Genomic DNA, 26,016 nt, shown 5'->3' with positions numbered 1-26,016 from the left:
CCATCGGCTCCCCTCTGTTCGCTTGCTCTGCCGTTATTGCTGTCGGCCGGCGAAGACCACCACCACCTTGTCTTCCCCCTTCTCCCGCACGAAGCCGTAGGGTGCATCGGACAGCTTCTTGTGGCTGCCCGCCGCAATGGCCGGATGGGCGGCGCGGAACTGGCCTAGCCGTTGCCAGTGTTTGACCAGCTCGGCCTTCTCGCCGCTCCCCAGCTCCTGCCAGTTCATGTCGGATCGCACGCTCTGATCGAACACGCCGCCATCCTTGGCGAGCCCGCGTCCCGACTCGTCCCCGTAGTAGATCTGGATGCCACCCGGCAGCATCATGAAGCTGCTCGCGACCCGGCGCTGCAGCGCCACGTCCTGGTAGTCGCCGAAGAAGAGCTTGGTGTCGTGGGAGCTGATGTAGCTCAGCACGTTGAACTCGGGATCCTGGTTGATGCGGCTGGCGTAGCCGGCATAGGTGGGTTCGGCCCCCGCCATGCACTGGGCCTGGGGCAGGGCGAATTCACGCTGATAGTCGAAGTTGATCAGGGAATCGAAGCCGTTCTGGTACCAGAAATCCTTGGCGACCCCGTGATCCCACACCTCGCCCACCATGTAGAAGGGGAGGTCGTCGAGCTTCTTGGTCGGGTTGGCAGCCTTCCACTCCTTGAGCGCCGTCGTCCCCGCCTCCTTGAGCTTGGCCCAGACGGCGGGCTCCAGGTGCTTGACGGTGTCGGCCCGGAAGCCGTCGATGCCAAAGCGACGCACCCAGTCGGTGTGCCAGGCGATGAGATAGTCGCTCACGGTGGCGTCGGGCAGGGCCTTGGCCCTGGTGTCTTTTTTCGCGGCCAGCAGCGGCGGCAGGCCCACCGGTTTGGTGGATTCGGTCAGGAAGTCCGGCAGCCCGGCCACCGAGCCGGTGACGTCGTCTGTGCCGGGCTGGGGATAGCCGGGCAGACCGGCCCGCACCCAGTCGGGCCCCCACCACTTGCTCCACTCGCTGGACTGGTAGTCGATAAACTGGTTGTAGCCATGCCAGTTGAGGCCGCCGCTCGGGCGCCATTGGTTCCAGCGGGTCGGCAACTTGCCGGTGTTCTGGGTGAGATCGGTGAGCCCCAGATCCTGCAGATCCGCCAGGGTGGCGTAGCCCGCGTGGTTCATCACCACGTCCAGGATGATCCGCATGCCGCGCTTGTGGGCCTCGTCCACCAGGGTCTTCAGGCTCTCCTCGTCGCCGTAGTTGGGGTCAATCCTGGTGAAGTCCAGCGCCCAGTAGCCGTGGTAGGCATAAAAGGGGAAGTTGCCCTGCTCGCCACCGCCGATGAAACCGTGCACCTGCTCCACCATGGGGGTGATCCAGATGGCGTTGATGCCGAGCTGCTTGATGTAGTCGAGCTTCTCGGTCAGCCCCTTGAAGTCGCCGCCATGCCAGGTGGCGACTTCGTCCTGGTCATCTTTCTGGCGGCCGAAGCTGTGATCGTTGGTCGGATCGCCGTTGTGGAAGCGGTCGGTCAGGAGGAAATAGACGCTCGCCTGATCCCAGCTGAAGGGCTCGGTCTTGGCGGCCTTGACCGGCTCTAGCAGCAGCAGGCCGCCGCTCTCCTTGCTCGGCGTCAGGGTCAGCTTGCCCCCCTTGACCACCCCTTCCTGGCCGGAGTAGGCGTCCCGCAGCCGGGTGCCGTCTGGCCAGACCCCCTTGAGTGAGGTCGTCACCGGGCCGCCATCCCAGCTGATGCAGGGCTCTGTCGGGGGCTGGCGTTTGAACTCGCTCTTTTTGGTCGCCCGCAGCACCTTGAGGCTGGGGGTGTCCGGGTTGAAGGTGAACTCGTAGTCCCCCGCCAGCATCACCCTCAGATTGAAGCTCGCCCCCTTGCTGCACTTATCCATGGGCTGGGCGGTGCCGAAGGGGAGCGGCTTGGCCTCGGTCGGCCCGAAGCTGGTGCCACAGCTGTTGCCGGCATCGCTGATGCGGACCTGGTGGCTGCCCTTGTCCAGCCTGTGGGTCAGGGTGACGGTGCCCTTGTCCAGCGCCAGCGCCTCGGCCACCGGTTTGCCATCCACATGGAGATAGACCTCGGGGGCGGCCAGCGCCTGGCCGGCGAACAGTGGCGTGGCCAGCACGGCGAGCCACAGGGCTGATGGACGGAGATCGAGACGAGACGAGGAGCGCATAGGCCATTCCTTGAGCTGAGTGGGGTCCGTTGAGGCACTCATTCTAGGGGCCATGATGCCGGGCTTGGACCGGCAAAATGCCGATTTGTGACGTCAGTTCAAATGGTTACGTTTTCAAGAATGGAAAAGTGTGAAGCGGGTGTCGCGCCCATGAAAAAAGCCGGTCAGTTGACCGGCTCGTTGGCGTTCGGGGCTCGTCACACGGTGAAGAACTTGAAGTTGACGAAGGCCACCGCGATGAAGGAGGCGACCATGCCGCTGATGCAGAGCACCGCCGGACGGATGGCGGGCCAGCGATGGGCCAGCAAGATGATGGCCAGCAGGGTCGGGTAGAGGCCGAACATGTAGCGCGGCATGGCGTTGAGGCCTGTCATCAGCGGTATGGTGGTACAGATGAACATCAGGGTCGCCTCGGCCCAGCGTTTCTGGCTGAACAGGTAGCCGTTCAGACACCAGCCGAAGATCACCATGATGGAGAGGTAGGCCTTGCGACCGCCCAGCTCGAAGCCGCTCAGCCACCAGTCCAGGGGGCTGTCCATGTAGCGGCCCCAGGCGACCTGGATGTGCTTGAAGGCGAGCGCATCCCCGGTCAGGTGGTAGAGGTAGACCATGTAGGAGAAGAGGCCGAGGGGGATGAGCCAGAGGGTGAACACCACCTTGAAGGCCCGCTCGGTGAAGCGGAAGAACTCGCGCCAGCCGTAGGCCTGCAGGGCCAGGATCAGCACGGGGAACACCATCATGACCCCCAGATTGCGGGTCGCCGAGATGAAGATGCCGAGGAAGGCGACCATCAGCCACTGCTCGCGATAGGCGAACAGGAACATCCCCAGCATCAGCGCCATGAACATGGGCTCGGTGTAGCCGGAGACGAAGTAGGCGGAGAAGGGAGAGAAGGCCAGCAGCCAGACCCCGAAGCGGGCGGTCTCATCCCCCAGCTTGAGCTGGCGCAACACCAGCAGCATCAGGGGCAGGCTGATGAAGAAGGCGACGTTGGCCACCAGCATCAGGCCGATGAGGCTCTCGATGTTGAGCAGGCTGGAGAGCCCGCCGGCGAGCATGGGATAGAGCGGCATGAAGGCCCAGTTCGCCGCATTGCCCTTGCTGAGCCAGCGCGGATAGAGGTCGTAGCCGTTCTCTATGATGCGCTGGAACCAGACGCAGTCGAACTGACAGTAGGCCTGCAGCGGCCCTATGTCGGCGGTGCCATAGAGCTGGACGCCGAAATAGCCCATGCCGTACAGCGCCACCCGGCTCAGCACGAAGGCGGCGACGATCATCAGCCAGTCGCGGCTGCTGATGCGCAGTGACGGGCGATAGGGGAGTGCAGCCCCGGTTGACGAGGCAGTATTGGTCATATCATTCATCAGGCAAAAACCCAGATACGGGAGAGAACGTAGGTGAGCACGGTGACGGTCAGGGTGGCGATCACCACCGGCAACAGGCCGGAGAGACCGGCAAACAGCAGACCGCTCAGGATGAGGTTACGCACCGCCAGGGAGAAGAGGGCCACCAGCAGGAACTTGCTGGCGGCACCCTGTTTCTGGAAGGTGATGTAGCGGTGGCCGAAAAACGAGAACCAGAACGCGATGGCAAAGGCCAGGGTCGTGACCAGGTGCTCGGAGATGGCGGGCCAGGTATGGAACAGGGCGACTGAGGTGCCCAGATCGACGAGGGTGGCCCCCCCGCCGACAAAACCGAAGCGCACCAGCCGCCAGAATTCCTCGCGGGAGATCATTGGGGCGTCGGCTCCTGGTCATTCTGCTGGCCGTCGGCAGCCTGCGGTTTGTCCGCCTCGGGCCGGGCATACTGGCCGTAGACGCCCTCGATGAGGTAGACGGGGCGCTGCTTCACTTCCACGAACATGCGGCCTATGTATTCGCCGATGATGCCGAGCGACAGCAGCTGGATGCCGCCGAGGAACAGCATCACCGACATCAGGGAGGCGTAGCCCGGCACGTCGATGCCGAAGAACAGCACCTGGGTGATGATCTTGAGGATGTAGAGGAAGGCGATCAGGGAGACGCCGACCCCCACGTAGCTCCACACCCGCAGCGGCCAGCTGGAGAAGCTCATCAGGCCGTCGAGGGCGAAGTTCCACAGCTTCCAGTAGTTGAACTTGGTCTCGCCGGCGTGGCGGGCGGGGCGCTCGTAAGGGACGCCGACGGCGCGGAAACCGGCCCAGGCAAACAGCCCCTTCATGAAGCGGTTGCGCTCGGGCAGCAGCTTGAGGGCCTCGACCACCTTGCGATCGATGAGGCGGAAGTCGCCGGCGTTCTCCGGCAGCTTGGTGCTGGTGGAGAGCGCGTTGAAGAAGCGGTAGAAGCCGCCGGCGGTCAGGCGCTTCATGGGGGTGTCGGCGCTGCGATCCACCCGGATGCCGTAGACGGTGTCATAGTCACCGGTCTGCCACAGCTTGACGAACTCCAGGATGAGGGCCGGGGGATCCTGCAGATCCACGTCCATGGGGACGATGGCGTCGCCCTTGGCCTGGTGCAGGCCGGCGGTCATGGCCGCCTCCTTGCCGAAGTTGCGGGCCAGATTGACCAGGGTGACGCGGGGATCGCGGGCGATGGCCTGCTCGACCACTTCGCGGGTGCGGTCACGGCTGCCGTCGTTGACGAACACGATCTCAAGCCGGTCTTTGAGGGGGGCCAGTTCGTTGTCTATCGCGCTGATGAAGGCGTCTATGCTCTCTTCCTCGTTGTAAACGGGCACGACCAGAGAGAGTCGAAAATCGGCATGCGACATGTGAACTTCCTTATTGAAAGAATTATTTTATAAAACAGCTTGTTGAGTCTTCAGCTTCACTGAGCGACGGTCAGGCGCACCGACTGGACGTTGAGCGGTGTCGGGGCGGAGAGCGCCAGGAAGTTGGGGTGCTTGGGATCGGCGGTCAGGGTGTCTCCCGGCAGGCTGAGGCGGATCTCGTTGATGCCCGCCTTGGCCAGCTTGACCGTGGTGGTGAAGTCATGACCCAGGGCCACCTTGAGCAGGGCGCCGGCCTCGGGGCTGTTGATCCTGGCCTGGATGGTGAGCTGCTCCGGTTGGGCCTGCTGCTTGGGCAGCACGAAATAGAGCCCGCCCTGACCGCTCAGCTCGGTGCCTTGCTCGCTCGGCTTCTTGGCCCAGCCTTCGCTGGAGAGGAAGCGGCTCGGCTTGGTCAGGTTGAGTTCGTTGCCCGGCTGGTAGGTCATGCTGGAGTTGTGCTCCCAGAAGCGGGTCTTGCCTTCCAGGTAATAGAGCTTGTAAGCCAGGCTCACGTTGGGGTGAGCGGCCAGGTAGAGGGTGTACAGGTAAAAACCGCTCAGTGCCAGGATGGCAGCCAGAAAACCGAACTTTTTGTAGGTCATATCACTCACTCGACGCCCGACAGATTGGTAGGCAGATTTCGCGCATATGCTAATCCAATTGCAAAAAAAGCATAGTGGATCACAAAAATATATTTGCTCACATATTAACCCTTGATTTCCCTGCTCTCCAAGCGGTTTTGGGCTCGTTCGTCACCGCTGTTTTCCGGGGGGCCTTTGCACCGCCGCCTGGCTGCCCTGGCCGTGCTCCTCTCAGGCAAACGGCTGATATTTATCATCCTTGTGGCAGGATCTGTCGCCATTTCGCCCAGGCACCATTAAGATGGTTTGTCCCGCCGTCAAGGATGACTCATGAGACTGCTATCTCTGTGCGTGTTCTGCTGCCTGCCCCTGCAACCCCTGTGGGCGCAATCCCTCTGTCCTGTGCCGCTTCGCGTCGGTTTCGACGACTGGCCTCCCTATCACTATTACCAGCAGGATGGCGACAAACGACGGCTGCGCGGCTTTGCGATCGACTATCTCAACGCCATCTCGGCCCGGCTGGGATGCCGCCTTCTCTATGTTGAGCGACCCTGGAAACGGGGGCTGCACGATCTGGAGCTGGGGCGGCAGGACATCGCCATGGAGGCCTACTTCTCCGAGGACAGGGCGCGTTATGCCTGGTTCTCCATCCCCTACAATCCCGGCAGGACGGCGCTCTGGGTGCGCAAGGCCGGCACCGGCGATGAAGCAGATCTGGAGAGCTGGCTGGCCCGGGGGCACCGACTGGGGGTCACCCGGGACTACTACTATGGCGCCGAGATCACCGAGCTGCTGCGCCGCTACCCTGATCAGGTGAGTGCGGTCAACGATGTGCAGAATTACCGCAAGCTGGTGCTGGGCCGGATAGACGGTTTTCTCGGGGATAGTTTGGCCACGCCCTGGGGTCTGAAGAAAGAGGGGCTGTCGGAGGAGGTGGTCCCTCATGTGATGGGGATCTACGAGACGCCGACCTCTTTCATGTTGAGCAAGAAGACGGTATCGAGCGAATTCGTGCAGCGATTCAATCAGGCGATCCTGGCCGTCGGCAAGAGCGGGGAGCATGCACTCATCTGGCGACGCTACACCTCCGCCCGCTAGCAAAGTCGCCGCCATTCCCGCATCATGGGCACCTGACCGTTGCGCCTGACAGGCCGAAGTGAACCGATTTGAGGCAAGCGTGGTAAGAAGCATGGGTAAGAAGTATTGGTTGGCGTTGGCGAATCTGATCTGGCTCGGCTGCTGGCCGGCTGGCATGGTCCATGCCAACACTGAGCAAGCTGTGGTGGCCAGTCCCAGCATCCAGCATGACTGGTATCAGAACAGCACCGCAGAGCTGGCGCGCCAGGAGCTGGAGCAGCAACTGCAGGAGGCGGTGCTGGCCCAGTTGCACCCGGACTTCTACCTGCTCTGGCAACGGCTGCAGAAAACTCCGGCCGATCGGCGCGGCGCCCTCTATGACGAAGCCTTCGCCAAGCTGGCCCGCTTCCAGCAGGCCTGGCGGGCCATGGATCTGGTCGCTCGCGAACAGATGCAGACCCAGAAGCTCGATCTGAACCAGCCCCTGGCCCATGAGCCGGTCGGTGACAACCTGCTGGATCGGGTCAGGCAGCTCAGGCCCCAGGTGGCGGAATACGACGCCGTGCGCGAGGAAGTGCGCAAGTTGCTGGCCATGCCCATGGCCAAGCGCTGGCCCAATCTGGAGATGCCGACCCTGAGGGCCGGCGAGAGTTCGGCCGAGCTCGGCCAGATCCGCTCCATCCTGAACGAGCTGGGGGATGGCGCCCCCAGCCACCAGGACAGCACCTATGATCCCGAGACCGAGCAGGCCATCAAGCAGTTCCAGCGTCGCCACGGCCTGACCGCCGACGGCATCATAGGCCGCCAGACCCGCTCCTGGCTCAATACCGGGCCCGAGGTGCGCGCCAGCCTGCTGGTTCGCAACCTGTGGCGCCGGGATCTGGTGGATCACCTCGCCGGTCGCTACGTGCTGGTCAACATCCCGGATTACCGCCTGAGCGTGGTGGAGTCCGGCAGCGAGGTCTTCACCAGCCGGGTCATCGTCGGCAAGGAGCAGCGGGCCACCCCCATACTCGCGAGCGAAATCCGCTCCATCGTGCTCAACCCTGCCTGGCATGTGCCGCGCTCCATCCTGAGCAAGGACATTCTGCCGAAACTCGGGCGCGATCCCGCCTACCTGGAGCGCGAGCAGTTCGAGGTGATCGACGGCGAGGGCAATCCGGTGCAGTTCAGCGAAGACGGCTGGCACCACGCGCTGGCATCCGGTTTCCCCTACCGGCTGCGGCAAAAGCCGGGGGACCACAATGCCCTGGGCCGCTACAAGTTCTACCTGCCGAACAACGACGCCATCTACCTGCACTCGACGCCGCGCAAGTCGCTGTTCGAGCAGGGGGCCCGCGCCTTCAGCTCGGGCTGCATCCGGGTTGAACACGCCGACGATCTGGCGGAGCTGCTGCTGGCGGACTCCCGCTATCAACCGGACAAGGTGGCCAGCATCCTGAAAGAGACCCAGACCAAGTGGCTGCCGCTCAGCACCCCGATACCGGTGTTCACCGTCTACTGGAGCAGCTGGATCGACGAGGAGGGACGCCAGCAACTGCGCAACGACATCTACGGATTCGACAGGGTCAGCTATCAAAGCCGCTTGTTGTGATCCTCGCCACAGAGTGAAGAGCCCGGCCTGTGCCGGGCTTTTTCATGGGCGTTTGCGGTTTGACAGCGCTTTTCCCGGCAGGTAGTTTCGGCCTCTGTATGACATTCATTCACCATGAGATGGACGGACAACGGATGCTGGAACAAGGGATAAGCCGACGCCGTCTGCTGCTGGGAGCCGGTTGCCTGATGGGCACCAGCCTGCTGTCGTTTCCGGCGGTGGCGAGCCGCAGCACCTCGGGGCGTGAGCTCAGCTTCTTCAACCTCAACACCGGCGAGCGGGTGCGTGCCAGCTACTGGGAAGATGGCCACTACCTGAGCGACGGTCTGGCGGAGCTCAACCATATCTTCCGCGACTACCGCCGCAACGAAGTGTTCAATATCGACAGGAGGCTGTTCGATCAGCTGTTCCTGCTGCAGCACAAGCTGGGCCGCAAGGGGGAGATCCAGCTCATCTCGGGCTACCGCTCCCCGGCCACCAACCGGCAGAAGCGGCGCAAGAGCCGCGGCGTCGCCAAGCAAAGCTACCACACCCTGGGCCAGGCGGTGGACGTGCGCCTGCCAGGCGTGCAGCTGGCCCATTTGCGCAGGGCCGCCCTGGATCTCAGCGTCGGCGGGGTGGGGTATTACCCGTCCGACAACTTCGTGCACTTGGATACGGGGCCCGTTCGCAGCTGGTGACAGGTGCACAGTGGTGTCGTATGTCGCCGATGAACGCTGGCAATGAGTGGGGGGCGGCTGCTAGGCTCTGGACTCCAGCCAGAGGAGAGAAAGATGAAGCAGATTTTGATCGGGGGAATGATCGCCCTGCTGCTGACCGGTTGCAGCAAGCTCAACCGGGAGAACTACGACAAGCTGAAAGTGGGGATCAGCTATGCCGAGGCGAGCGCCATCCTCGGCAAGGCCGAGCGTTGCGACGATGCCCTCGGCACCACCAGCTGCGTCTGGGGAGGAGAGGGCAAGAACATCAAGATCCGTTTCATCGCTGACAAGGCGACCTTCTTCAGCTCTGAAGGGATCAACTGAGTCAGACTCATCGTTCATTGCCAACAAAAAAGCGCCGTCCGGCGCTTTTTTGTTGTTCGCGATCCGCCCAGGGTGGCCAGAAACTGGCGCACTCAGTGGGTCGCGTACTGGTAGTTGAAGGTGGGCAGCCCCCACTTGAAGCGCACCGCCAGCAGCCGCAGCACGAAACCGATGCCGATGGCGCCGAAGGCGGCCCAGTCGTTGGGCAGTCCCTGATCCAGGGCGAGGCAGTAGAGGGCGGCCGTCACCAGGGAGACGGCGGCATAGAGCTCGCGCTTGAACACCAGGGGGATGCGTTGGCACAAGAGATCCCGCAGCACGCCGCCGAAGACGCCGGTCACCACGGCCATGATGCAGGCGATGCCGGCCCCGTGCCCCATCTCCAGTGCCCGGGCGGCTCCGAAGATGGAGAAGACCACCAGCCCCAGGGCATCGAGGGCCAGGAACAGCTTGCCGAGGTAGCGCATCAGGGGGGCCGAGATGACCCCCGCCATGGCGGCGCCCGCCACCAGCAGCACGTATTCGGGGTGCTCCACCCAGAGCAGGGGGTAGTGTCCCAGCAGCACGTCCCGGATGGTGCCACCCCCGATGGCCGTCGCCGAGGCGATGATCACCACGCCGAACAGATCCATCCGCCGCCGGCCCGCCGCCAGCGCGCCCGTCATTCCTTCGGCCACCAGGCCCAGCAAGAAGAGTGCATGTAACATGAGATATCCCAGGGTGCGAGAAAGGTCCGCATCCTAACAATCCAGCGCTGGTGCGACAAGCACTCTTGCCAGTGCATTAGATTAAGTAATGAAAAGGGGGCTTTCGCCCCCAGTTTTGATCATGGCTTTCCGGTTCAGCGGCGCAGTTGCTCGGATCTGTACTGATCCACCCACATTGCGGTGGCGCCGCAGATGGCGACCGGCATCACGAACAGGTTCACCACCGGGATGGCGGAGAAGAGGGTGACCAGGGCGCCGAAGCTCAGGCACTTGCCGCGGCGCTGCTTGAGGGCGTCGCGCATGGTGATGAAGTCGATCTTGTGGTTGTCGAACGGATAGTCGACGTACTGGATCGCCATCATCCAGGCGCTGAGGAGGAACCAGAGCACGGGGGCCAGGGTCTGTCCCACCACGGGGATGAGGAAGAGGATCAGGCAGCCGATGGCCTTGGGCAGGTAGTATTTCAGCTTGGTCCATTCGCGGCCGAAGGTGCGCGGTACATCCTTGACCACGTCCAGCATGCCGGTGTCGTTCATGGTCTCGCCGGTGAGGACCTGTTCCACCTTCTCCGCCAGCAGGCCGTTGAAGGGGGCGGCTATCCAGTTGGCCACCGAGCTGAAGATGAAGGAGAAGACCACCAGTATGGTGATCAGGGCGATGGGCCAGAGCAGGTAGTCGAGCCAGGAGAGCCAGCTCGGGATCTGCTGGTGCAGCCAGGCGAACAGGCCGTCCAGCTGCAGCAGCAGGGCGTAGAAGGCCCCGGCAAACAGCACGAAGTTGACCAGCAGGGGGATCATCACGAAGGTGCGGATGCCGGGCTGGCGCAGGAGGGAGAAGCCGCGCAGGAAGTAGTCTGCGCCGCTGACCGAATCTTTGACCATGTGGGGTGATTGGCTCATGTGAGCTCCATCAGTGAATGGGGAAAGTGCCAGCATATTACAAACAAGCCCTTGATTTGGTAAAGTCGCCGACTATTCCTTGTCTCTTGCCCGTTGCGACTGGCCGCCGGGCCTTGGGATGCTGCCTGCATCTGACAAGCAAAGCCGGGCTTGGCTCTTTGCCCGCCTCCTCCTTAATTTTCGTTACCGACATAGGCCGCCATGCGTCTGAAATTGATCAAACTCGCCGGTTTCAAGTCGTTTGTCGAGCCGACCCGCATCGAGCTCAACGCCGACATGACCGCCGTGGTGGGACCCAACGGTTGCGGCAAGTCCAACGTCATCGACGCCGTGCGCTGGGTGCTGGGGGAGAGCTCCGCCCGCCACCTGCGTGGCGAGAACATGACGGACGTCATCTTCAACGGCTCCGTCAACCGCAGCGCCCACGGTCGCGCCTCGGTGGAGCTGGTGTTCGACAACCCCCACAACCGGGTGCCCGGCGAGTTCGGCCGCTTCACCGAGATCTCGGTGCGCCGCGAGGTGCTGCGCGACGGCTCCAACCACTATCTGATCAACGGCCAGAAGTGCCGCCGCAAGGACGTCACCGACCTCTTCCTCGGCACCGGCCTCGGGCCGCGCAGCTACGCCATCATAGAGCAGGGCACCGTCAGCCGGCTGGTGGAGTCCCGCCCTGCCGATCTCAAGCTGTTCATGGAGGAGGCCGCCGGGGTCTCCCGTTACAAGGAGCGGCGTCGCGAGACAGAGCAGCGCATCCGCCACACCCAGGAAAATCTGGAGCGCCTCGGCGACATCCGCACCGAGCTGGGGTCGCGCCTCGAACACCTCAAGGCCCAGGCCGAGACCGCCGAGCGTTACAAGCAGCTCAAGAGCCGCACCCGCGCCGCCAAGGCCGAGCTGATCGGCTCCGAGCTATGGGCGCTGGAGACGCGCCTCGGCGAGGCCAAGAGCGATCTGGCCCAGGCCGAGCAGGCGCTGGCGGCCCTCGATGCCAAGCGCACCGCAGACGAGGGCCGCCACGTCACGCTGTCGGTGGCCCGCCAGGAGGCCCAGGCCGAGCAGGCGAGCCGCCAGCAGCAGATCTTCCTCGGCGGCCAGGCCATCGCCCGCCTCGAGCAGCAACAGCTTCACCAGACCGAGCTGGGCCGCGACTGGCAGGCCAGGCGCCAGGCCCTCGGCGAGCGCATCGACGGGCTCAAGGCCCAGCTGACCAGCCAGCAGGAACAGCAGGCCGAGGGCGCCCTCCAGGCTGAGGTGGCGTCGGCACGCCTCGAGCAGTGTGAGCAGTTGCTTGCCGACCAACAGGGCGTGCGTGCGGCGGCCGGTGAAGGGCTCGAGCAGGCGCGTCAGCGCCAGCAGCAGTGGCAGCAGCAGCTGGGCCAGTTGCAGGGGCGGCTCAACCAGACCCGGGCCGAGGTGAACGGGCTGCAGGAGCTGCAGGCCAAGACCCGGCTGGCCCGTCTCAAGCTGGAGGATGAGCAGGCCGGCCCCCTCGGCGGGGAAGGGGAGAACCTGCAACCCGAGCTCGACGCCCTGGCGGAGGCGCTCGCGCTCTCCCGCGCCCGCCATGAGGAATCCGAAGAGGCCTGGCAGGCCGGCGTGGCCCGCCACGAAGCACTCAAGGCAAAGCAGAGTCGCCAGCAGGGATTGCTGCGGGAGCTGGAGGCCCGCCTCGCCACCCTGGATCAGATCCTGGGGGATCAGATGGCGGGCGCCACCCTGGCGGATCGGCTGCAGGTTCCCCCCGAGTGGGCCCGGGGACTGGACAAGGTACTCGGCCGCTGGCTCACCGCGACGCCTGCGGATGAGTGCCATCCAGAACAGCATGGGCTCTGGATCGGTCCGTCCAGGCCCGCGGTGCCGGGGACCCTGGCGGCCCAGATCGGGGGGGCGCACATCCCCGCCTTCCTCAACGCCATCTGGCTGGTGGGGAACCGGGAGGAGGCGCTGGCCCGCCAGCACCGCCTCTCTGCAGGTGAGTCGCTGCTCACTCCCGCCGGCGACTGGTTTGGCCCGAACTGGGCGGATCTCGGCGAGGGCAAGGCCCTCGGCACCCTGGCGCTGCTCGGCGAGCGTGAGCGGTTGCACACCGAGCAGGCCGCGGGCCGGGAGGCGCTGCGCCGGCTCGATGAGCAACTGGCCGAGGCCGACGGGACTCGGGCCCAGCTGCACGGCGCCGTTGAGCTGGCTCAGCGCACCCTGCGCGAGCAGGAGCAGCGGTGGCAGCAACTGCGCGAGGCCTGGAGCCTGCGCGAGGGGCAGCGTCAGGAGCGGTTGCAGCGCCTCGGCCAGCTGGGGGAAGAGCTGGCCCGGCTGGCGCAAGAACAGGCCGAGGAGGCCGAGCGGCTGGACGTAGCCAGGGCCCGGCTCGAGCAGGACGAGGCGGCCCTTGGCGAGCTGCAGGAGCAGGGGGAGGCGCTGGCCGAGGCGCTGCTGCTCGCCCAGGAGAAGGTGAGCGCGGCGGAGCGGGGGCTGGAAGAGGCCCGTGCACGGCGGGAGCAGCAGCAGGCCGCCTGTCAGCGGCTGCAGCTGGAGCAGCAGAATCTGTCCCAGCTCATCGCCCTGCGGGAGCAGGAGCTTTCGCGCCTCGGGCTGGAGCTGGCCGAGCTCAAGGAGCCGGGGGCTGCGCCGGATCAGGATCTGACCCCCCTGCTGGTGGAGCAGCGCAACCTGGAAGCGCAGCAACTTGCCTGCCATCAGCGGCTGGCGGAGCTGGAGCGTCAGCTGACCGAGTTGGAGCAGGCCAGGAGCGCCGACCACAAGCAGCTGGTACAGCTCCAGGAGAGGCTCGCAACCCTGCGCCTCGAGCGCGAGCGCAACCTCACCCGGCGGCAGGGGCTGCACGAGCAGTTCGAGGAGCTGGGGGTGAGGCTGGTGGATCTCGATCAGGCGCGGCTCATCGCCGCCGATCGCGGCAAGCTGCGCCAGGAGATCCAGACCCTGGAGGCTCAGGTGGATGCGCTTGGCGCCATCAACCTGGCGGCGCTTGAGGAGTATGAAGAGGCGAAAACCCGCGCCAGCTACCTGGAAAACCAGTGCCAGGATCTGGAGCAGGCGCTCGAAACCCTGAGCCAAGCCATTAAAAGAATTGATAAAGAAACACAAATACGCTTCCGCGACACTTTCGATAAGGTCAATGAAGATTTAAAATCCCTGTTTCCGAAAGTGTTCGGGGGGGGCAGTGCCTGGCTTGAACTCACCTCCGACGATCTTTTGGAGGCCGGGGTGAGCATCATGGCGAGACCTCCGGGCAAGAAGAATGCTACCATTGCCCTGCTTTCCGGGGGGGAGAAGGCGCTAACCGCCCTTGCGCTGGTTTTTGCCATCTTCAGACTCAATCCAGCACCATTTTGTCTGCTGGATGAGGTGGATGCACCGCTCGATGAAGTGAACGTGGGTCGCTTCTGTTCTCTTGTCAAAGAGATGTCGAGCACAGTACAGTTCGTCTACATCAGTCATAATAAGGTCTCCATGGAGATGGCAGAGCAGTTGGTCGGCGTCACGATGCAAGAGCCCGGGGTTTCGCGCATAGTGTCGGTCGATATCGGCGAAGCCGTCGCTTTGGCTGAGCAAAACTAGAAAGAGAAGCAGCTAATGCAGGAATTGCGTTACATCTTGGTTGCCCTGGGCGGTATTGCCATCGCGGCATTGCTCATTCACGGGTTGTGGAGCAACAGAAAGAACCGTCAGGCACCGATCAAGGAGAAACCCCTGGGTCGGATGGAATCCAAGTCGCGGGAACGCGACAGCGATGCGTTTGACAGCGATGGTATCGGTCAGGTGCGCGTGGTCAGCGGTGGCCGCCGTGCCGAGCCCAAGCTCCACCACGATGAACCCCGCCAGCCGGACGTCAGCCGCCGCGCCGCCGCGCCCGCCTTCGATGATGAAGATGACGATGTCGATCTGCCGCCCCCCGTGGTGCGCAAGCCCGCCGCCCGCCCGGTGGCGCCCCAGCCCGTCTATCAAGAAGAAGAGGACGAGTATGAGGAGCCGAGCGCAGAACCCGTGGAAGAGGCGCCTGCCGCGCCTGTGCGCAAGCCTGCCCAGGTGATCCGCCGTACCCCGGTACACCGTTCCCGCCCGCAGCGCGAACCCATGATGCAGCCGCTGGACGAAGAGCCGCTGGTGGAGCCCGCCTACGCCCAGGCGCCGACCTTCGGTGCCCGCGAGGCCGCTCCGCAGCAGGCGCCCCGTTATGCCCAGCCGGCACCGGCCTATGAAGAGCCTGCCTATGATGACGAGCCCGCCTATCAGGAGCCGGTTCATGCGAGCGAGCCTGAACCCGCCCCGGCCCCGGTCGAGAAGATCTGGCAGGATGTCTATGTCATCAACCTGATGGCGCGTCCTGGTCACGACCTGCAAGGGGCCACCCTGCTCTCCTCCCTGCTGGCGCTTGGCTTCAAGTTTGGCGAGATGGACATCTTCCACCGCCACGAGGATCTGGGCGGCAAGGGCGAGGTGCTCTTCTCCATGATCAACATGGTCAAGCCGGGCACCTTCAACCCCTATCGCATGGAGCAGTTCAGCACCCCGGGTGTGTCGCTCTTCATGCAGCTGCCGCTGCGCAGCAATGCCGCCTTCGCGTTCGAGCACATGTTGCAGGCGGCGGATCAGCTGGCCAGTGATCTCGATGCCATGCTGACCGACGCCTCGCGCAGCCCGCTGAGCGACGATACCATCGCCCGCTACCGCCACGAGCTGGCGGCCTACGAGGCGAGCCGCGACTAATACGCCATGCGGGTCGAATGAATGTAGAGTGCGGTACCCAGGTACCGCATTTTTGTTTGTATTCTTACCCTGCCTACTTCAATCACAGTCCGAGACTTCCCCATGAGCGATATCCTTTCCCGCCACCGTCAACTGTGTGAGCTGCTGACCGAGTACGGTCATCAGTACTATGTGCTGGACGATCCGACCGTGCCGGACGCCGAATACGACCGCCTGATGCGCGAGCTGATCGCGCTGGAGGCCGAGCATCCCGAGCTGAAGACCCCGACCTCGCCGAGCGTGCGGGTGGGGGGCCAGCCGCTGACCGCCTTCAAGCAGGTGCGCCACGAGATCCCCATGCTGAGCCTGGACAACGTGTTCAGCGACGAGGAGCTGCTTGCCTTCGAGCAGCGCATGCGGGATCGCCTCAAGCGGGAGCTGAGCTTCACCTTCTGCTGCGAGCCCAAGCTGGACGGTCTGGCGGTGAGCCTGCTCTACGTGGACGGCCAGCTGGTTCAGGCCGCCACCCGGGGAGATGGCACCACGGGGGAGGAGATCACCGAGAACGTGCGCACCATCAAGGCCATACCGCTCGCCCTGCGGGGCTCGGGCTGGCCTGCCCGATTAGAGGTCAGGGGGGAGGTGTTCATGCCCAGGGCCGGGTTCGAGGCGATGAATGCCAAGGCGCTGGCGGCGGGGGAGAAGGTGTTCGTCAACCCGCGCAACGCCGCCGCCGGCAGCCTGCGCCAGCTCGACTCGCGCATCACCGCGAGCCGCCCCCTGAGCTTCTATGCCTATGGCGTCGGGGTAGGCGGCGAGCAACTGGGGGACTCCCACTTCGAGCGCCTCAACCAGCTGAAAGCCTGGGGCCTGCCACTCAGCCCCGAGGTGAAGCTGAAAGAGGGCGCCGTCGGCTGCCAGGCGTTCCACGACGACATCCTGGCCCGCCGTGGCGATCTGCCCTACGAAATCGACGGTGTGGTTTACAAGGTGGATGCCATCCCCCTGCAGGAGGAGCTCGGCTTCGTGGCGCGGGCCCCGCGCTGGGCCACCGCCCACAAGTTCCCGGCCCAGGAGGAGATGACCCTGCTTGAGCACGTCGAGTTCCAGGTCGGCCGCACCGGCGCCGTGACCCCGGTGGCCAAGCTCAGACCCGTGTTTGTCGGCGGCGTCACCGTCTCCAACGCCACCCTGCACAATGCCGACGAGATCGAGCGCCTCGGCGCCATGATCGGCGACACCGTGATCGTGCGCCGGGCCGGGGACGTGATCCCGCAGATCGTGGCGGTGGTGGAGGCGCAGCGCCCGGCGGATGCTCGCGCTATCCTCTTCCCCAGCCAGTGCCCTGTGTGCGGCTCCGCCCTGGAGCGGCTGGAGGGGGAGGCGGTGACCCGTTGCTCCGGCGGCCTGTTCTGCGAGTCCCAGCGCAAGGAGGCGATCAAGCACTTCGCGGCGCGGCGCGCCATGGACGTGGACGGCCTCGGCGACAAGATAGTGGAGCAGCTGGTGGACAAGGGGCTGGTGAAGACTCCCGCCGACCTGTTCAGCCTCAACGCCATCCAGCTGGCCGGCCTGGAGCGAATGGGGCAAAAGTCCGCCCTCAACCTGGTGGCGGCCATCGACAAGGCGCGCAGCACCACGCTGCCGCGCTTCCTGTTCGCCCTGGGGATCCGCGAGGTGGGGGAGGCGACGGCGCTCAACCTCGCCAACCACTTCCTCACCCTGGAAGCCCTGCGCGCCGCCTCGGTGGAGCAGCTGCTCGAGGTACCCGACGTGGGGGACATAGTGGCCAAGCACGTCTACTACTTCCTGCGCCAGCCCCACAACATAGAGGTGCTGGAGGCCCTGCTGGCCGCCGGCATCCACTGGCCGGTCATCGAGAAGAAAGCCGCCACCGAGCAGCCCTTTGCCGGCAAGACCTTCGTGCTGACCGGCACCCTCACCACCCTGTCCCGCAATGACGCCAAGTCGGCGCTGCAGGCCCTGGGGGCCAAGGTGGCGGGCTCGGTGTCGGCCAAGACCGATGTGCTGGTGGCCGGCGAGGCGGCGGGATCCAAGCTCGCCAAGGCCCAGGAGCTCGGCATCACCGTCTGGAGCGAAGCGGAGCTGCAGCAGGCGCTGCAGGGCTGACGGGCCCTGCCTTCACGCCAAACGAAGAACCCGGCCTGGTGCCGGGTTCTTCTTCTTTGGGTCATCACTCGCGCCAGAGGGTCTTGTAGCGCCACTTGTCGGGCAGGGTGAGCCGCCAGCGGGTCAGCTCGCTCTCGCTGAAGACATATTCGCCGCGCAGGGCGGCGCGCGGTGCCAGGGTTCCGGGTTGGGCGCCCGCCAGGATGGCGCCGATCAGCTCGGCCGCCCTGGCCCCCTGATCGCGGCCATCCAGCACCAGGCCGCCGATGGCCCTGCCCTGGCCCACCGAAAACTCCCAGAAGCAGAACAGCGGCACCGGGCTGTGGGCGCTGGCCCACGCCAGTACCTCCTGCTCGTTCACATGCCTGCCCTGATCGTCGGTGAGGGTGTGGTAGAGGCCGATAAAGATGGCCTGATAGCCGTTCTGTTTGGCATGGAGCACGGCCTCCTGCCACAGGCCGTAGTCGCCGATCAGCTGGCTGTTGATCAGGGTCTGGCCGACCCGCAGCTCGGTCTGGATCTTGAACTCGTCCTCGATGGCGGTGAGCGACACCTGGCTGGAATCAAACAGTACCAGCGCCTTCTTGATCCCCCCCATCAACTGGCTCATCTCGCTGATGTTGCGCTTGAGCAGGGGGCGCTCCAGCACACCGGTGATCATGGGATGGCCCACCAGCCCCTTGTGGCGCGGATTCTCGTTCATGCCGAGGAACACCACGGGCGTGCCCAGGGTGGCTATCTCGCCGGCCAGGTAGTTGATGGCGTTGTCATCGCCGAGCACCACCAGATCCGGCCTGACCTGCCGGTAGAAGGCCAGGGCCTGTTCGGCGATCCGGTCGAACTCCTCGGGGGGACGGCGCTTGGTGTCCATGTAGAAGTGGCTGATGCGGTGGGCGCTGCCCAGATGGGCCTCCAGGCTGGCGTTGTAGCTTCGATCCCACAGGTATTCGGGGTGATAGCTGCTGATCACCAGGATCTCGGCCCCCCACAGCCGCAGCGGCAGGGCACACAGCAGCAGTAGCAGTCGCCGCAGTAGAGGCTTGGTCATGTCGCGTCCCATCGGACAGGCAGAGAATCGTCACTCATTATGTCCATTTTGGTGCAGGCCTGTCCCGGTCAATTACTGTCGGAGGTAAAATCTTTTTCCAGTTGGCCGGATGACGCGCCAGCCCGCCCCCCGTCTGGGATGCACAAGGAAAGCCTCTTTTGGCGCTGGTTGTGAACTGCCCCACCCCTCCGAAAACCTGTTCTGGATCAAGAAACGAGGTACCGCTTTGGTGCCTAATAGACCCCACATATAGGGGTGAGCATAAAAAAAACACCCATATATAGTGTTATCAAGCTGTGCATAAGTCGTCACCCTCTCAGTGTCAGCCCGGGTTGTCCAAGCCTTGGCTGAATTTGTTTGCGCCGGGGACGGGCGTGGAGAAGGGGACTCAACAAGGGTGAGCCGAGGGCGAGAGCCAGGCCTTTAACGCGGGGAAAATCGATGAAACCGGTAGTGATCAAACGCGATGGATGTCGTGCACCATTCAATGGCCAGCTGATTGCCGAGGCGGTGAGCCGGGCGGCGGAAGCGGTCAATCAAGCCAATCCGGCGCTGGCCGAGCGCATCGCCGGCGCCGTCAGCCAGGAGCTGGAGGGGCGAGGCGAGGTGGACATCCACGAGATCCAGAACCGGGTCGAGAACCACCTGATGGCTTCCGACGACAAGGCCATCGCCCGCGCCTACATCGAGTACCGGCACGACAGGGATCAGGCCCGTGAGACCCGCGGCCGCCTGGCCCAGGAGATCCGCGGCCTGGTGGAGCAGACCAACGCGGCCCTGCTCAACGAGAACGCCAACAAGGATTCCAAGGTGATCCCGACCCAGCGCGACCTGCTGGCCGGCATCGTCGCCAAGCACTACGCCACCAGCCACATGCTGCCGCGCGAGGTGGTGCAGGCCCACGAGAGCGGCGATCTGCACTTCCACGATCTCGACTACTCCCCCTTCTTCCCCATGTTCAACTGCATGCTGATCGACCTGCAGGGGATGCTGACTCACGGCTTCAAGATGGGCAACGCGGAGATCGACACCCCGAAATCCATCAGCACCGCCACCGCGGTAACCGCCCAGATCATCGCCCAGGTGGCGAGCCACATCTACGGCGGCACCACCATCAACCGCATCGACGAGGTGCTGGCGCCCTATGTGACCATCAGCTGGCAGAAGCACCGGGAAGTGGCCGAGGAGTGGGGCATCGCGGATGTGGACGCCTACGCCATGGCGCGCACCGAGAAGGAGTGCTACGACGCCTTCCAGTCCCTGGAGTACGAGGTGAACACCCTGCACACCGCCAACGGCCAGACCCCCTTCGTCACCTTCGGCTTTGGCCTGGGCGCGAGCTGGGAGTCCCGCCTGATCCAGCGCGCCATCCTCGGCAACCGCATCGCCGGCCTTGGCAAGAACAAGAAGACCGCGGTGTTCCCGAAACTGGTGTTCGCCATCAAGGATGGGTTGAACCACAAGGCCGGGGATCCGAACTACGACATCAAGCGGCTGGCGCTGGAGTGCGCCTCCAAGCGCATGTACCCGGACATCCTCAACTACGACCAGGTGGTCAAGGTGACCGGCTCCTTCAAGACCCCCATGGGCTGCCGCTCCTTCCTCGGCGCCTACGAGGAGAACGGCGAGCTGGTGCACGAGGGGCGCAACAACTTAGGCGTGGTGAGCCTCAACCTGCCGCGCATTGCGCTGAAATCCCGCGACGAGGCGGATTTCTGGGACCGGCTGGATGCCGCCCTGCGGGTGGCCAGGACGGCGCTCATGTACCGCATCGAGCGCCTGGACGGGGTCAAGGCCCGGGTCGCCCCCATCCTCTACATGGAGGGGGCCTGCGGGGTGCGCCTCAAGGCTGATGACAACATCAGCGAGATCTTCAAACGCGGCCGCGCCTCCATTTCGCTGGGTTACATAGGGGTACACGAGACCATCAACGCCCTCTATGGCACCGACGTCCACCTGTTCGACAGCGAGACCCTGCGCCAGAAGGCCATCGCCATCATAGCGCGGCTCAAGGCGGCCACCGACGAGTGGAAGGAGGAGACAGGCTACGGTTTCAGCCTCTACTCCACCCCGAGCGAGAACCTCTGCACCCGCTTCTGCCGCATCGACGCCAAGGAGTTCGGCGTGGTGCCCGGGGTGACCGACAAGGGCTACTACACCAACAGCTTCCACCTGGACGTGGAGAAGCGGGTGAACCCCTATGACAAGCTGGACTTCGAGGCGCCCTATCCGCCCATCGCCAGCGGCGGCTTCATCTGCTACGGCGAGTACCCCAATATCCAGCACAACCTGGAGGCGCTGGAGAACGTCTGGGACTACAGCTATGACAAGGTGCCCTACTACGGCACCAACACCCCCATCGACGAGTGCTACGACTGCGGCTTCACCGGCGAGTTCGAGTGCACCTCCAAGGGCTTTACCTGCCCGCGCTGCGGCAACCACGACCCCGCCAAGGTGTCGGTGACCCGCCGGGTGTGCGGCTACCTCGGCAGCCCGGATGCGCGCCCCTTCAACGCGGGCAAGCAGGAAGAGGTGAAGCGCCGGGTCAAGCATATGTAAGCGAGCAGACCCCACCTCAGCCCTCCCCTTGGCAGGGGAGGGGGCAAAGAAGCTCCTCCCCCTTTCGAAGGGGGAGGTTGGGAGGGGGTTGGCCGTTAACCCAGAGAACTCGAATGCACTACCACCAGTACTACCCGGTCGACGTGATCAACGGTCCCGGCACCCGCGCCACCCTGTTCGTGTCGGGCTGCGAGCACCAGTGCCCTGGCTGCTACAACCAGAGCACCTGGCGCCTCGATGGCGGCAGGCCGTTCGATGAGGCCATGAGCGATCGCATCATTCACGATCTCAACGACACCCGCATCAAGCGCCGGGGTCTGTCGCTCTCGGGGGGGGATCCGCTCCACCCCGCCAACCTGCCTTTTGTGCTGGCGCTGGTGAAACGGGTGCGGGCCGAGTGTCCCGGCAAGGACATCTGGTGCTGGACCGGCTATCGCCTGGATGAGCTTTCGCCGGCCCAGCGCGAGCTGGTGGCCTTGCTGGATGTGCTGGTGGATGGCAAGTTTGAAAAGGAGTTGGCAGACCCAGGCCTGCTCTGGCGTGGCAGCCGCAACCAGATCGTTCACGACCTCAACGCCTGGCGGGAAGGAGGGGAGCGGATCCCCTGTCTGGTTTGCAGTTGAGGCCTTGGGTGTTTATGGTTAGGCCAACCCCAAGACATCTTTCACGAGGAGCCCCATGAACAATCTGCTCAAGATCCTGCTGGCCATCTTCCTGCCCCCGGTCTGCGCCTTTATCCAGGTGGGTTTGAGCCTGCATTTTTTCATCAACATAGTGCTGACCCTGCTCGGCGGCCTGCCCGGCATGGTCCATGCGCTCTGGCTGGTGGTGAGCGACAAGCGCGGCTGATCCGCCCGATTGAAAAAGGCCAACCCCGGGTTGGCCTTTTTTATTGCGCGCCAGATGGGGACTTTCCGAATGAGCCTCTTTGCCTGACACTGGCAATCCGCTCAAGGAGCCGAGCGGTACAACGAAGAGGGAGTGTCAGTGCGTTTGAAACTGTTGTTGCTGTGGGCCAGCCTGGCCCTGCTGGGGGGCTGTGCCAGCCCCACCGCCAAGCTGAATCAGCCGCCGGTGGATGTCACCTGGGAAGAGCTGCCCGAATACTGGGTGCTGGTGGGGGATATAGGCACCTTTAACCCGGTCGGGGGGCTGCCGGAGAAGAGGCCGGTCAAGGGGTATGTAACACTTCGCTATCTCATCGATTCCAATGGCACGCTGTTCAGCCCCGAGGTGCTGGAATCCCATCCCCCCGGCGTGCTGGATCTCATTGCCATCTCCGGGCTGGCGAAGATGCGCTACCGGCCATCCGAGCAGAATCCACAAGCCATTCCGGCTCGGGTAGTGGCCCGATTCGAAGTGGAAGTGAAATGACAAACACCCCTGCCAGGCCGGGATGTTTCGTGTGGGCTGTGTGCCATGGCGGCGCGGCTCACTGCTCCTTGCAGTCGTTGTAGCGGCTCTGCCACTCCCCGGCGTCATCGCGCATCTCGACGAATCCCTCCTTGCCCTTGTTCCACCAGACCACCTGATGATCGTCCGTGTAGCGGGCGCCGGAGGCGGAGACCGCCTGGGGCAGGGTGTAGTCCTTGCCATCGGGCAGGGCGAGCTTGACGAAGTTCAGGCTCTCGTCCGAGAGGGAGAAGTAGCGCACCTGCACCTTCTGGTTCTGTTCGCACAGGTAGGTGACGGGATCCCCGCCGGTGACGCCCAGCTTGCCGGCGCCCAGATCGCAGCCGCCGAGCAGGGTCAGGGCCCCGGTTCCCAGTAGAAAGAGCTTGGCGTGTTTCATGTCGCATCCTTTGAACGGTGTCATATGGCATTGAGCCTAACAGGATGAGGATCAACTGCAACCTCATCATGGGCCCCCTGCGTCGGGATGCGTCCTGCTGACGGGCAGGAGGGCCGCCGCCTCGGCCGTGCGGCGGACAAAAAAACGCCCCGGCAGGCAAGCGGGGCGAAAGGGAGCCGTCCGATGGCAACAGAAAAGGGTCAATGGCCGAACCGCGTCGCCTCGAAGTGGTTGAGCAGGCGGTGGATGAGGTAGCAGGCCAGCAGGGTGGCCACTATGGCCACCAGGATGCTGCTCACCCGGTAGAGGGCGCTGAACACCAGATCGTTGCCGGGCGTCAGGTACTGGCCGAACAGGATGCCGAGGGTGGTGAGGGCGCCGAACCCGACCCCGGAGCCGCTCGCCTCCTTCACATGGGCGTAGCTGAACAGCATGGCGCCGAGCCAGAGCACCGGGGTCACCAGCAGCAGCAACCCGGACCAGTCGTAGAGCACCAGTTGCCCGAGTATGCCGAAGCTCACCCCGAGCAAAGTGCCCATGGCCCGCTTGCGGGCATAGCCGAGGGCGCCGTTCCAGTGCATGGGGAAGAGCAGCAGCAGGGTGGTGGCCTGGGCCGACATGGAGTCGCGCAGATCGAGGGTCTGGAACACCAGGAACGACAGGGTGGCGATGCTGGCACCCAGCAGGGCCTCGTGACGCATCCGGTGCGGTGCCTTGGGGGAGGGGGCCGGGATGGGCCTGGCCTCCACGTCCGGGATCAGGGCCGTCATCAGATAGGCGATGAGCACCGACAGGACGCTGGCCCAGAGGTTGCTGAAGATGAGGTCGTTCAGATCGGTGCCGGGGTAGCTGGCAAAGTGCAGCATGATGCTGAGGCTGAGCACGCCATTGGCGCCGAACAGGAACAGACTGCCCCTGGACATGGCGGCGAAGCGGTAGAGGAACAGCAGGAAGACCAGGGGGGTCATGAGCCCGGGGTGGCTGCCGAACAGGCCCCCCAGCAGACCCACCTCCAGCCCGCACATGGCGGCGGAGGCGATGAGCTGGCGGGCGGCGTGGCCGTTCATCACCGGCACCATGCCGAGCAGCAGCACCGGGGTGACGGTGAAGAAGACCCCGTTGCTCCAGCCGAAGATCTTGCACAGCACAAACCCCAGGGTGCAGCCGAAGGCGATGCGCAGACACTGGCGCAGCTCGTTGGCGGTGAGGGGTCTGTGCCACAGGTTCATGGTGGTCATCTCAGTAGATGTAGTGCAGCAGGCTGAGCAGGCGGATCTGGCCACGGGCCAGCAACCCGGTCAGGGTGTTGTCCGGCAGCAGTTGCACCGTGGCGCGGGCCCCGGCCGGCAGGTGGGCGGGCAACTGCTCCAGGGTCAGGTGCAGGCGCAGGCGCTGGGCATCGCGCACCCAGCGATCGGACTCGACAGGATTCGCGAGCTGGCCGTTGGCGTCGAACTGGCCGGCGCTGACCCCGGCGTCCAGGCTGGCGACATGGGCCGGATAGAGGCGGCCTGGCTCGCCGTCGAAGGCGACGAGGGCCTGGCTGCCCGGGCTGACGTGGCGCAGGCTCTTCTCGCGAAAATCGGCGATCACGTCTACCTGCTCCGAGACCAGGGCCAGCAGAGGGGAGCCCGCGTTGGCCACGCTGCCCGGCTTGAGCTGCAGGTTGGTGATGATGCCGTCCTGGCTTGCATGGACCCGGCTGTAGGCGAGGTTGAGCTCGGCCTGGGCGAGGCGGTTGCGGGCCTGGCGCAGCAGCAGGTTGTCGTCGCCGGGCAGCCCCCGGCTGACGCGAGCCTGCTCTACCCGGGCCTGGCTGCCGAGCAGGTTGGCCCGGGCGGTGCGGGCGGCGCTGTCGGCGTCGTCCTTCTGCTGCTCCGACACCATGTGACGGCGATAGAGGGCGTCGATGCGGGCCGCTTCCCGCTGCTTCTGGTCGGCCTGGGTCCGCAGTGAGCTGTACTCCGCCTCATAGGCGGTCAGGGTCGCGTCCAGCTGGCGGTTCTGCTGCTCGGCCTGATCCAGGGCCAGCCTGGCCTGCTCGACCGCGAGTTCGAAGGGGACGGGGTCGAGGGCGAACAGCAGGTCCCCCTGTCTGACGTGCTGGTTGTTGGTCACGGCGACCTCGGTCACCTTGCCGCTGACCTGGGGCGCCATCCGGGTGACGACCCGGGTCGCCATGGCCTGGGGCGTCAGGGGCATCTTGATGTCGGCCAGCAGAAAGTAGCCAAACACCAGGATGAAGCAGGCGATGGCCCACTTTATCCAGCGCTTGAATTGTTGATCCGGAGTCATCTCATTCTCTCTCTTCGTGCTGTGCGGCTATCTTGCCGAGGGCGTTGGCGGAGATGCGGTGCACTATCTCTTCAAACTGGGCCAGCTCCTGCTGGCTGATGCCGACGAGCAGCTCACGGCGTACCTCCATGATGCGATCCTCGATCTGGTCGAGCAGCGCCTTGCCGGCCGGGGTCAGGGTGACGATGCGGGCCCGCTTGTCCTGGCTGCAGCAGTGGCGTTCCACCAGACCCTGCTCCTCCAGCTGGCCCAGGGTGCGCATCAGGGAGGGCAGCTCTATCTCCAGCGCCTCGGCCAGGGTCTTCTGGCTGAGATGGCCACCGAGGCGGCTCAGCTTCCACAGGGCGGTCCAGCGGGGATGGGTGAGCCCCAGGGGCGCCAGCTCGAGGTCGGCCACGGTGCGCCACAGCCGGTGCAGTCGCCCCAGCTGCTCGGCGAGGGAGAGCTCGCGCAACATCTCCAGATCCTTTCCCATGACGGGCTCCTTATTTAGTTAGCTTGCGAAGCATTATAGTTATTTCGCAGGCTAAGTAAATAGTGTGATAAAGGTCACATTCAGGTTTGAATCGGAAAAAGGTGTTAGGCGTCCGGACGGGGGGAGGAGAGGGTGGCGACGGCAAGGGGCGCACCGGCGCCCAATGGTGCTTAAGGTTTCAATGTTTTTATATGGCTTTGTAAGGCTGCTAACCGACAGCGGCGG

Annotated in this window: 23 protein-coding genes; 11 read left to right on the top strand and 12 right to left on the bottom strand. The window is 64.4% G+C overall.

The annotated features are described in order from the left end of the window. Positions 1-33 precede the first annotated feature (33 nt). The 5 genes from I6L39_RS01110 to I6L39_RS01090 form a co-directional block, all read right to left on the bottom strand. Positions 34-2,157 (bottom strand): alpha-amylase, encoded by a 2,124-nt coding sequence (locus I6L39_RS01110; protein ID WP_216990795.1) that lies wholly within the window; start codon positions 2,155-2,157, stop codon positions 34-36. Between the two features lie 197 nt (positions 2,158-2,354). After that, complete coding sequence (locus tag I6L39_RS01105; protein ID WP_216990794.1) at positions 2,355-3,521, bottom strand: hypothetical protein; 1,167 nt, start codon at positions 3,519-3,521, stop codon at positions 2,355-2,357. Beyond that, entirely contained in the window at positions 3,521-3,892 is a 372-nt protein-coding gene (locus tag I6L39_RS01100) for a GtrA family protein (RefSeq protein ID WP_216990793.1), read from the bottom strand. Before I6L39_RS01100 ends, I6L39_RS01105 begins: the two co-directional genes overlap by 1 nt. After that, positions 3,889-4,905, bottom strand: coding sequence for a glycosyltransferase family 2 protein (locus I6L39_RS01095; RefSeq protein ID WP_042074262.1), 1,017 nt, complete (start codon positions 4,903-4,905; stop codon positions 3,889-3,891). Before I6L39_RS01095 ends, I6L39_RS01100 begins: the two co-directional genes overlap by 4 nt. 56 nt (positions 4,906-4,961) lie before the next feature. Beyond that, positions 4,962-5,507 carry a hypothetical protein gene (locus tag I6L39_RS01090; protein ID WP_216990792.1) on the bottom strand — a complete coding sequence of 182 codons (546 nt, stop codon included), beginning with the start codon at positions 5,505-5,507 and terminating at the stop codon, positions 4,962-4,964. 309 nt (positions 5,508-5,816) lie between these two features. Between I6L39_RS01090 and I6L39_RS01085 the strand changes: the two genes are divergently transcribed. The 4 genes from I6L39_RS01085 (at position 5,817) to I6L39_RS01070 (ending at position 9,182) form a co-directional block, all read left to right on the top strand. Continuing rightward, positions 5,817-6,584: an ABC transporter substrate-binding protein gene (locus tag I6L39_RS01085; RefSeq protein WP_216990791.1), complete on the top strand. Its 768-nt coding sequence runs from the start codon at positions 5,817-5,819 to the stop codon at positions 6,582-6,584. 91 nt (positions 6,585-6,675) lie between these two features. Further along, a complete protein-coding gene (locus I6L39_RS01080) occupies positions 6,676-8,157 on the top strand; it encodes a murein L,D-transpeptidase (protein ID WP_216990790.1) in 1,482 nt (493 codons plus the stop codon). A 134-nt stretch (positions 8,158-8,291) separates the two neighbouring features. Next, entirely contained in the window at positions 8,292-8,837 is a 546-nt protein-coding gene (locus I6L39_RS01075) for a DUF882 domain-containing protein (protein WP_042074266.1), read from the top strand. A 93-nt stretch (positions 8,838-8,930) separates the two neighbouring features. Further along, a complete protein-coding gene (locus tag I6L39_RS01070) occupies positions 8,931-9,182 on the top strand; it encodes a DUF3862 domain-containing protein (protein ID WP_209793886.1) in 252 nt (83 codons plus the stop codon). A 92-nt stretch (positions 9,183-9,274) separates the two neighbouring features. Here the strand turns inward: I6L39_RS01070 and I6L39_RS01065 are convergent, their stop codons facing one another. Both I6L39_RS01065 and cysZ read right to left on the bottom strand, forming a co-directional pair. Continuing rightward, complete coding sequence (locus I6L39_RS01065) at positions 9,275-9,889, bottom strand: trimeric intracellular cation channel family protein (RefSeq protein ID WP_042074268.1); 615 nt, start codon at positions 9,887-9,889, stop codon at positions 9,275-9,277. A gap of 134 nt (positions 9,890-10,023) precedes the next feature. Further along, a complete protein-coding gene (cysZ, locus tag I6L39_RS01060; RefSeq protein ID WP_042074270.1) occupies positions 10,024-10,788 on the bottom strand; it encodes a sulfate transporter CysZ in 765 nt (254 codons plus the stop codon). 201 nt (positions 10,789-10,989) lie between these two features. Between cysZ and I6L39_RS01055 the strand changes: the two genes are divergently transcribed. From I6L39_RS01055 to ligA, 3 genes are all read left to right on the top strand, one after another. Beyond that, positions 10,990-14,364, top strand: coding sequence for an AAA family ATPase (locus I6L39_RS01055; RefSeq protein ID WP_216990789.1), 3,375 nt, complete (start codon positions 10,990-10,992; stop codon positions 14,362-14,364). Between the two features lie 15 nt (positions 14,365-14,379). After that, entirely contained in the window at positions 14,380-15,513 is a 1,134-nt protein-coding gene (gene zipA, locus I6L39_RS01050) for a cell division protein ZipA (protein WP_216990788.1), read from the top strand. Positions 15,514-15,615: 102 nt separating this feature from the next. Next, positions 15,616-17,622: an NAD-dependent DNA ligase LigA gene (gene ligA, locus I6L39_RS01045; protein ID WP_216990787.1), complete on the top strand. Its 2,007-nt coding sequence runs from the start codon at positions 15,616-15,618 to the stop codon at positions 17,620-17,622. 64 nt (positions 17,623-17,686) lie between these two features. Here the strand turns inward: ligA and I6L39_RS01040 are convergent, their stop codons facing one another. Then, positions 17,687-18,670, bottom strand: a complete 984-nt coding sequence (locus I6L39_RS01040; RefSeq protein ID WP_216990786.1) for an ABC transporter substrate-binding protein — start codon at positions 18,668-18,670, stop codon at positions 17,687-17,689. Positions 18,671-19,111: 441 nt separating this feature from the next. Between I6L39_RS01040 and nrdD the strand changes: the two genes are divergently transcribed. The 4 genes from nrdD to I6L39_RS01020 all read left to right on the top strand — a co-directional run bounded on the left by nrdD (position 19,112) and on the right by I6L39_RS01020 (position 22,603). Further along, entirely contained in the window at positions 19,112-21,229 is a 2,118-nt protein-coding gene (gene nrdD, locus I6L39_RS01035) for an anaerobic ribonucleoside-triphosphate reductase (RefSeq protein WP_216990785.1), read from the top strand. 113 nt (positions 21,230-21,342) lie between these two features. Beyond that, positions 21,343-21,852, top strand: coding sequence for an anaerobic ribonucleoside-triphosphate reductase-activating protein (nrdG, locus tag I6L39_RS01030; RefSeq protein WP_216990784.1), 510 nt, complete (start codon positions 21,343-21,345; stop codon positions 21,850-21,852). A 55-nt stretch (positions 21,853-21,907) separates the two neighbouring features. Next, entirely contained in the window at positions 21,908-22,078 is a 171-nt protein-coding gene (locus I6L39_RS01025) for a YqaE/Pmp3 family membrane protein (RefSeq protein ID WP_042074281.1), read from the top strand. 138 nt (positions 22,079-22,216) lie between these two features. Further along, positions 22,217-22,603: an energy transducer TonB gene (locus I6L39_RS01020; RefSeq protein ID WP_216990783.1), complete on the top strand. Its 387-nt coding sequence runs from the start codon at positions 22,217-22,219 to the stop codon at positions 22,601-22,603. Between the two features lie 58 nt (positions 22,604-22,661). Here I6L39_RS01020 and I6L39_RS01015 read toward each other — a convergent pair whose 3' ends face one another. The 4 genes from I6L39_RS01015 to slyA form a co-directional block, all read right to left on the bottom strand. Continuing rightward, complete coding sequence (locus tag I6L39_RS01015; protein WP_042074284.1) at positions 22,662-23,021, bottom strand: MliC family protein; 360 nt, start codon at positions 23,019-23,021, stop codon at positions 22,662-22,664. A gap of 200 nt (positions 23,022-23,221) precedes the next feature. Next, complete coding sequence (locus I6L39_RS01010) at positions 23,222-24,250, bottom strand: DUF2955 domain-containing protein (RefSeq protein WP_209793879.1); 1,029 nt, start codon at positions 24,248-24,250, stop codon at positions 23,222-23,224. A gap of 10 nt (positions 24,251-24,260) precedes the next feature. Beyond that, a complete protein-coding gene (locus tag I6L39_RS01005; protein ID WP_216990782.1) occupies positions 24,261-25,316 on the bottom strand; it encodes an HlyD family secretion protein in 1,056 nt (351 codons plus the stop codon). A gap of 1 nt (position 25,317) precedes the next feature. Next, a complete protein-coding gene (slyA, locus tag I6L39_RS01000; RefSeq protein ID WP_216990781.1) occupies positions 25,318-25,791 on the bottom strand; it encodes a transcriptional regulator SlyA in 474 nt (157 codons plus the stop codon). Between the last annotated feature and the right edge of the window lie 225 nt (positions 25,792-26,016).

Origin of the sequence: Aeromonas sp. FDAARGOS 1409, from assembly GCF_019048705.1 — a bacterium.
Taxonomy (GTDB): Bacteria; Pseudomonadota; Gammaproteobacteria; order Enterobacterales; family Aeromonadaceae; genus Aeromonas; species Aeromonas sanarellii.
The sequence above is the reverse complement of the archived record's forward strand: the minus strand, read 5'-3'. Positions and strand labels throughout refer to the sequence as shown.

Bases quoted from the DNA above. Each gene is read 5' to 3' on its own strand.
- I6L39_RS01110 (WP_216990795.1), bottom strand. From the start codon at position 2,157: ATGCGCTCCTCGTCTCGTCTCGATCTCCGTCCATCAGCCCTGTGGCTC.
- I6L39_RS01105 (WP_216990794.1), bottom strand. From the start codon at position 3,521: ATGAATGATATGACCAATACTGCCTCGTCAACCGGGGCTGCACTCCCC.
- I6L39_RS01100 (WP_216990793.1), bottom strand. From the start codon at position 3,892: ATGATCTCCCGCGAGGAATTCTGGCGGCTGGTGCGCTTCGGTTTTGTC.
- I6L39_RS01095 (WP_042074262.1), bottom strand. From the start codon at position 4,905: ATGTCGCATGCCGATTTTCGACTCTCTCTGGTCGTGCCCGTTTACAAC.
- I6L39_RS01090 (WP_216990792.1), bottom strand. From the start codon at position 5,507: ATGACCTACAAAAAGTTCGGTTTTCTGGCTGCCATCCTGGCACTGAGC.
- I6L39_RS01085 (WP_216990791.1), top strand. From the start codon at position 5,817: ATGAGACTGCTATCTCTGTGCGTGTTCTGCTGCCTGCCCCTGCAACCC.
- I6L39_RS01080 (WP_216990790.1), top strand. From the start codon at position 6,676: ATGGGTAAGAAGTATTGGTTGGCGTTGGCGAATCTGATCTGGCTCGGC.
- I6L39_RS01075 (WP_042074266.1), top strand. From the start codon at position 8,292: ATGCTGGAACAAGGGATAAGCCGACGCCGTCTGCTGCTGGGAGCCGGT.
- I6L39_RS01070 (WP_209793886.1), top strand. From the start codon at position 8,931: ATGAAGCAGATTTTGATCGGGGGAATGATCGCCCTGCTGCTGACCGGT.
- I6L39_RS01065 (WP_042074268.1), bottom strand. From the start codon at position 9,889: ATGTTACATGCACTCTTCTTGCTGGGCCTGGTGGCCGAAGGAATGACG.
- cysZ (WP_042074270.1), bottom strand. From the start codon at position 10,788: ATGAGCCAATCACCCCACATGGTCAAAGATTCGGTCAGCGGCGCAGAC.
- I6L39_RS01055 (WP_216990789.1), top strand. From the start codon at position 10,990: ATGCGTCTGAAATTGATCAAACTCGCCGGTTTCAAGTCGTTTGTCGAG.
- zipA (WP_216990788.1), top strand. From the start codon at position 14,380: ATGCAGGAATTGCGTTACATCTTGGTTGCCCTGGGCGGTATTGCCATC.
- ligA (WP_216990787.1), top strand. From the start codon at position 15,616: ATGAGCGATATCCTTTCCCGCCACCGTCAACTGTGTGAGCTGCTGACC.
- I6L39_RS01040 (WP_216990786.1), bottom strand. From the start codon at position 18,670: ATGACCAAGCCTCTACTGCGGCGACTGCTACTGCTGCTGTGTGCCCTG.
- nrdD (WP_216990785.1), top strand. From the start codon at position 19,112: ATGAAACCGGTAGTGATCAAACGCGATGGATGTCGTGCACCATTCAAT.
- nrdG (WP_216990784.1), top strand. From the start codon at position 21,343: ATGCACTACCACCAGTACTACCCGGTCGACGTGATCAACGGTCCCGGC.
- I6L39_RS01025 (WP_042074281.1), top strand. From the start codon at position 21,908: ATGAACAATCTGCTCAAGATCCTGCTGGCCATCTTCCTGCCCCCGGTC.
- I6L39_RS01015 (WP_042074284.1), bottom strand. From the start codon at position 23,021: ATGAAACACGCCAAGCTCTTTCTACTGGGAACCGGGGCCCTGACCCTG.
- I6L39_RS01010 (WP_209793879.1), bottom strand. From the start codon at position 24,250: ATGAACCTGTGGCACAGACCCCTCACCGCCAACGAGCTGCGCCAGTGT.
- I6L39_RS01005 (WP_216990782.1), bottom strand. From the start codon at position 25,316: ATGACTCCGGATCAACAATTCAAGCGCTGGATAAAGTGGGCCATCGCC.
- slyA (WP_216990781.1), bottom strand. From the start codon at position 25,791: ATGGGAAAGGATCTGGAGATGTTGCGCGAGCTCTCCCTCGCCGAGCAG.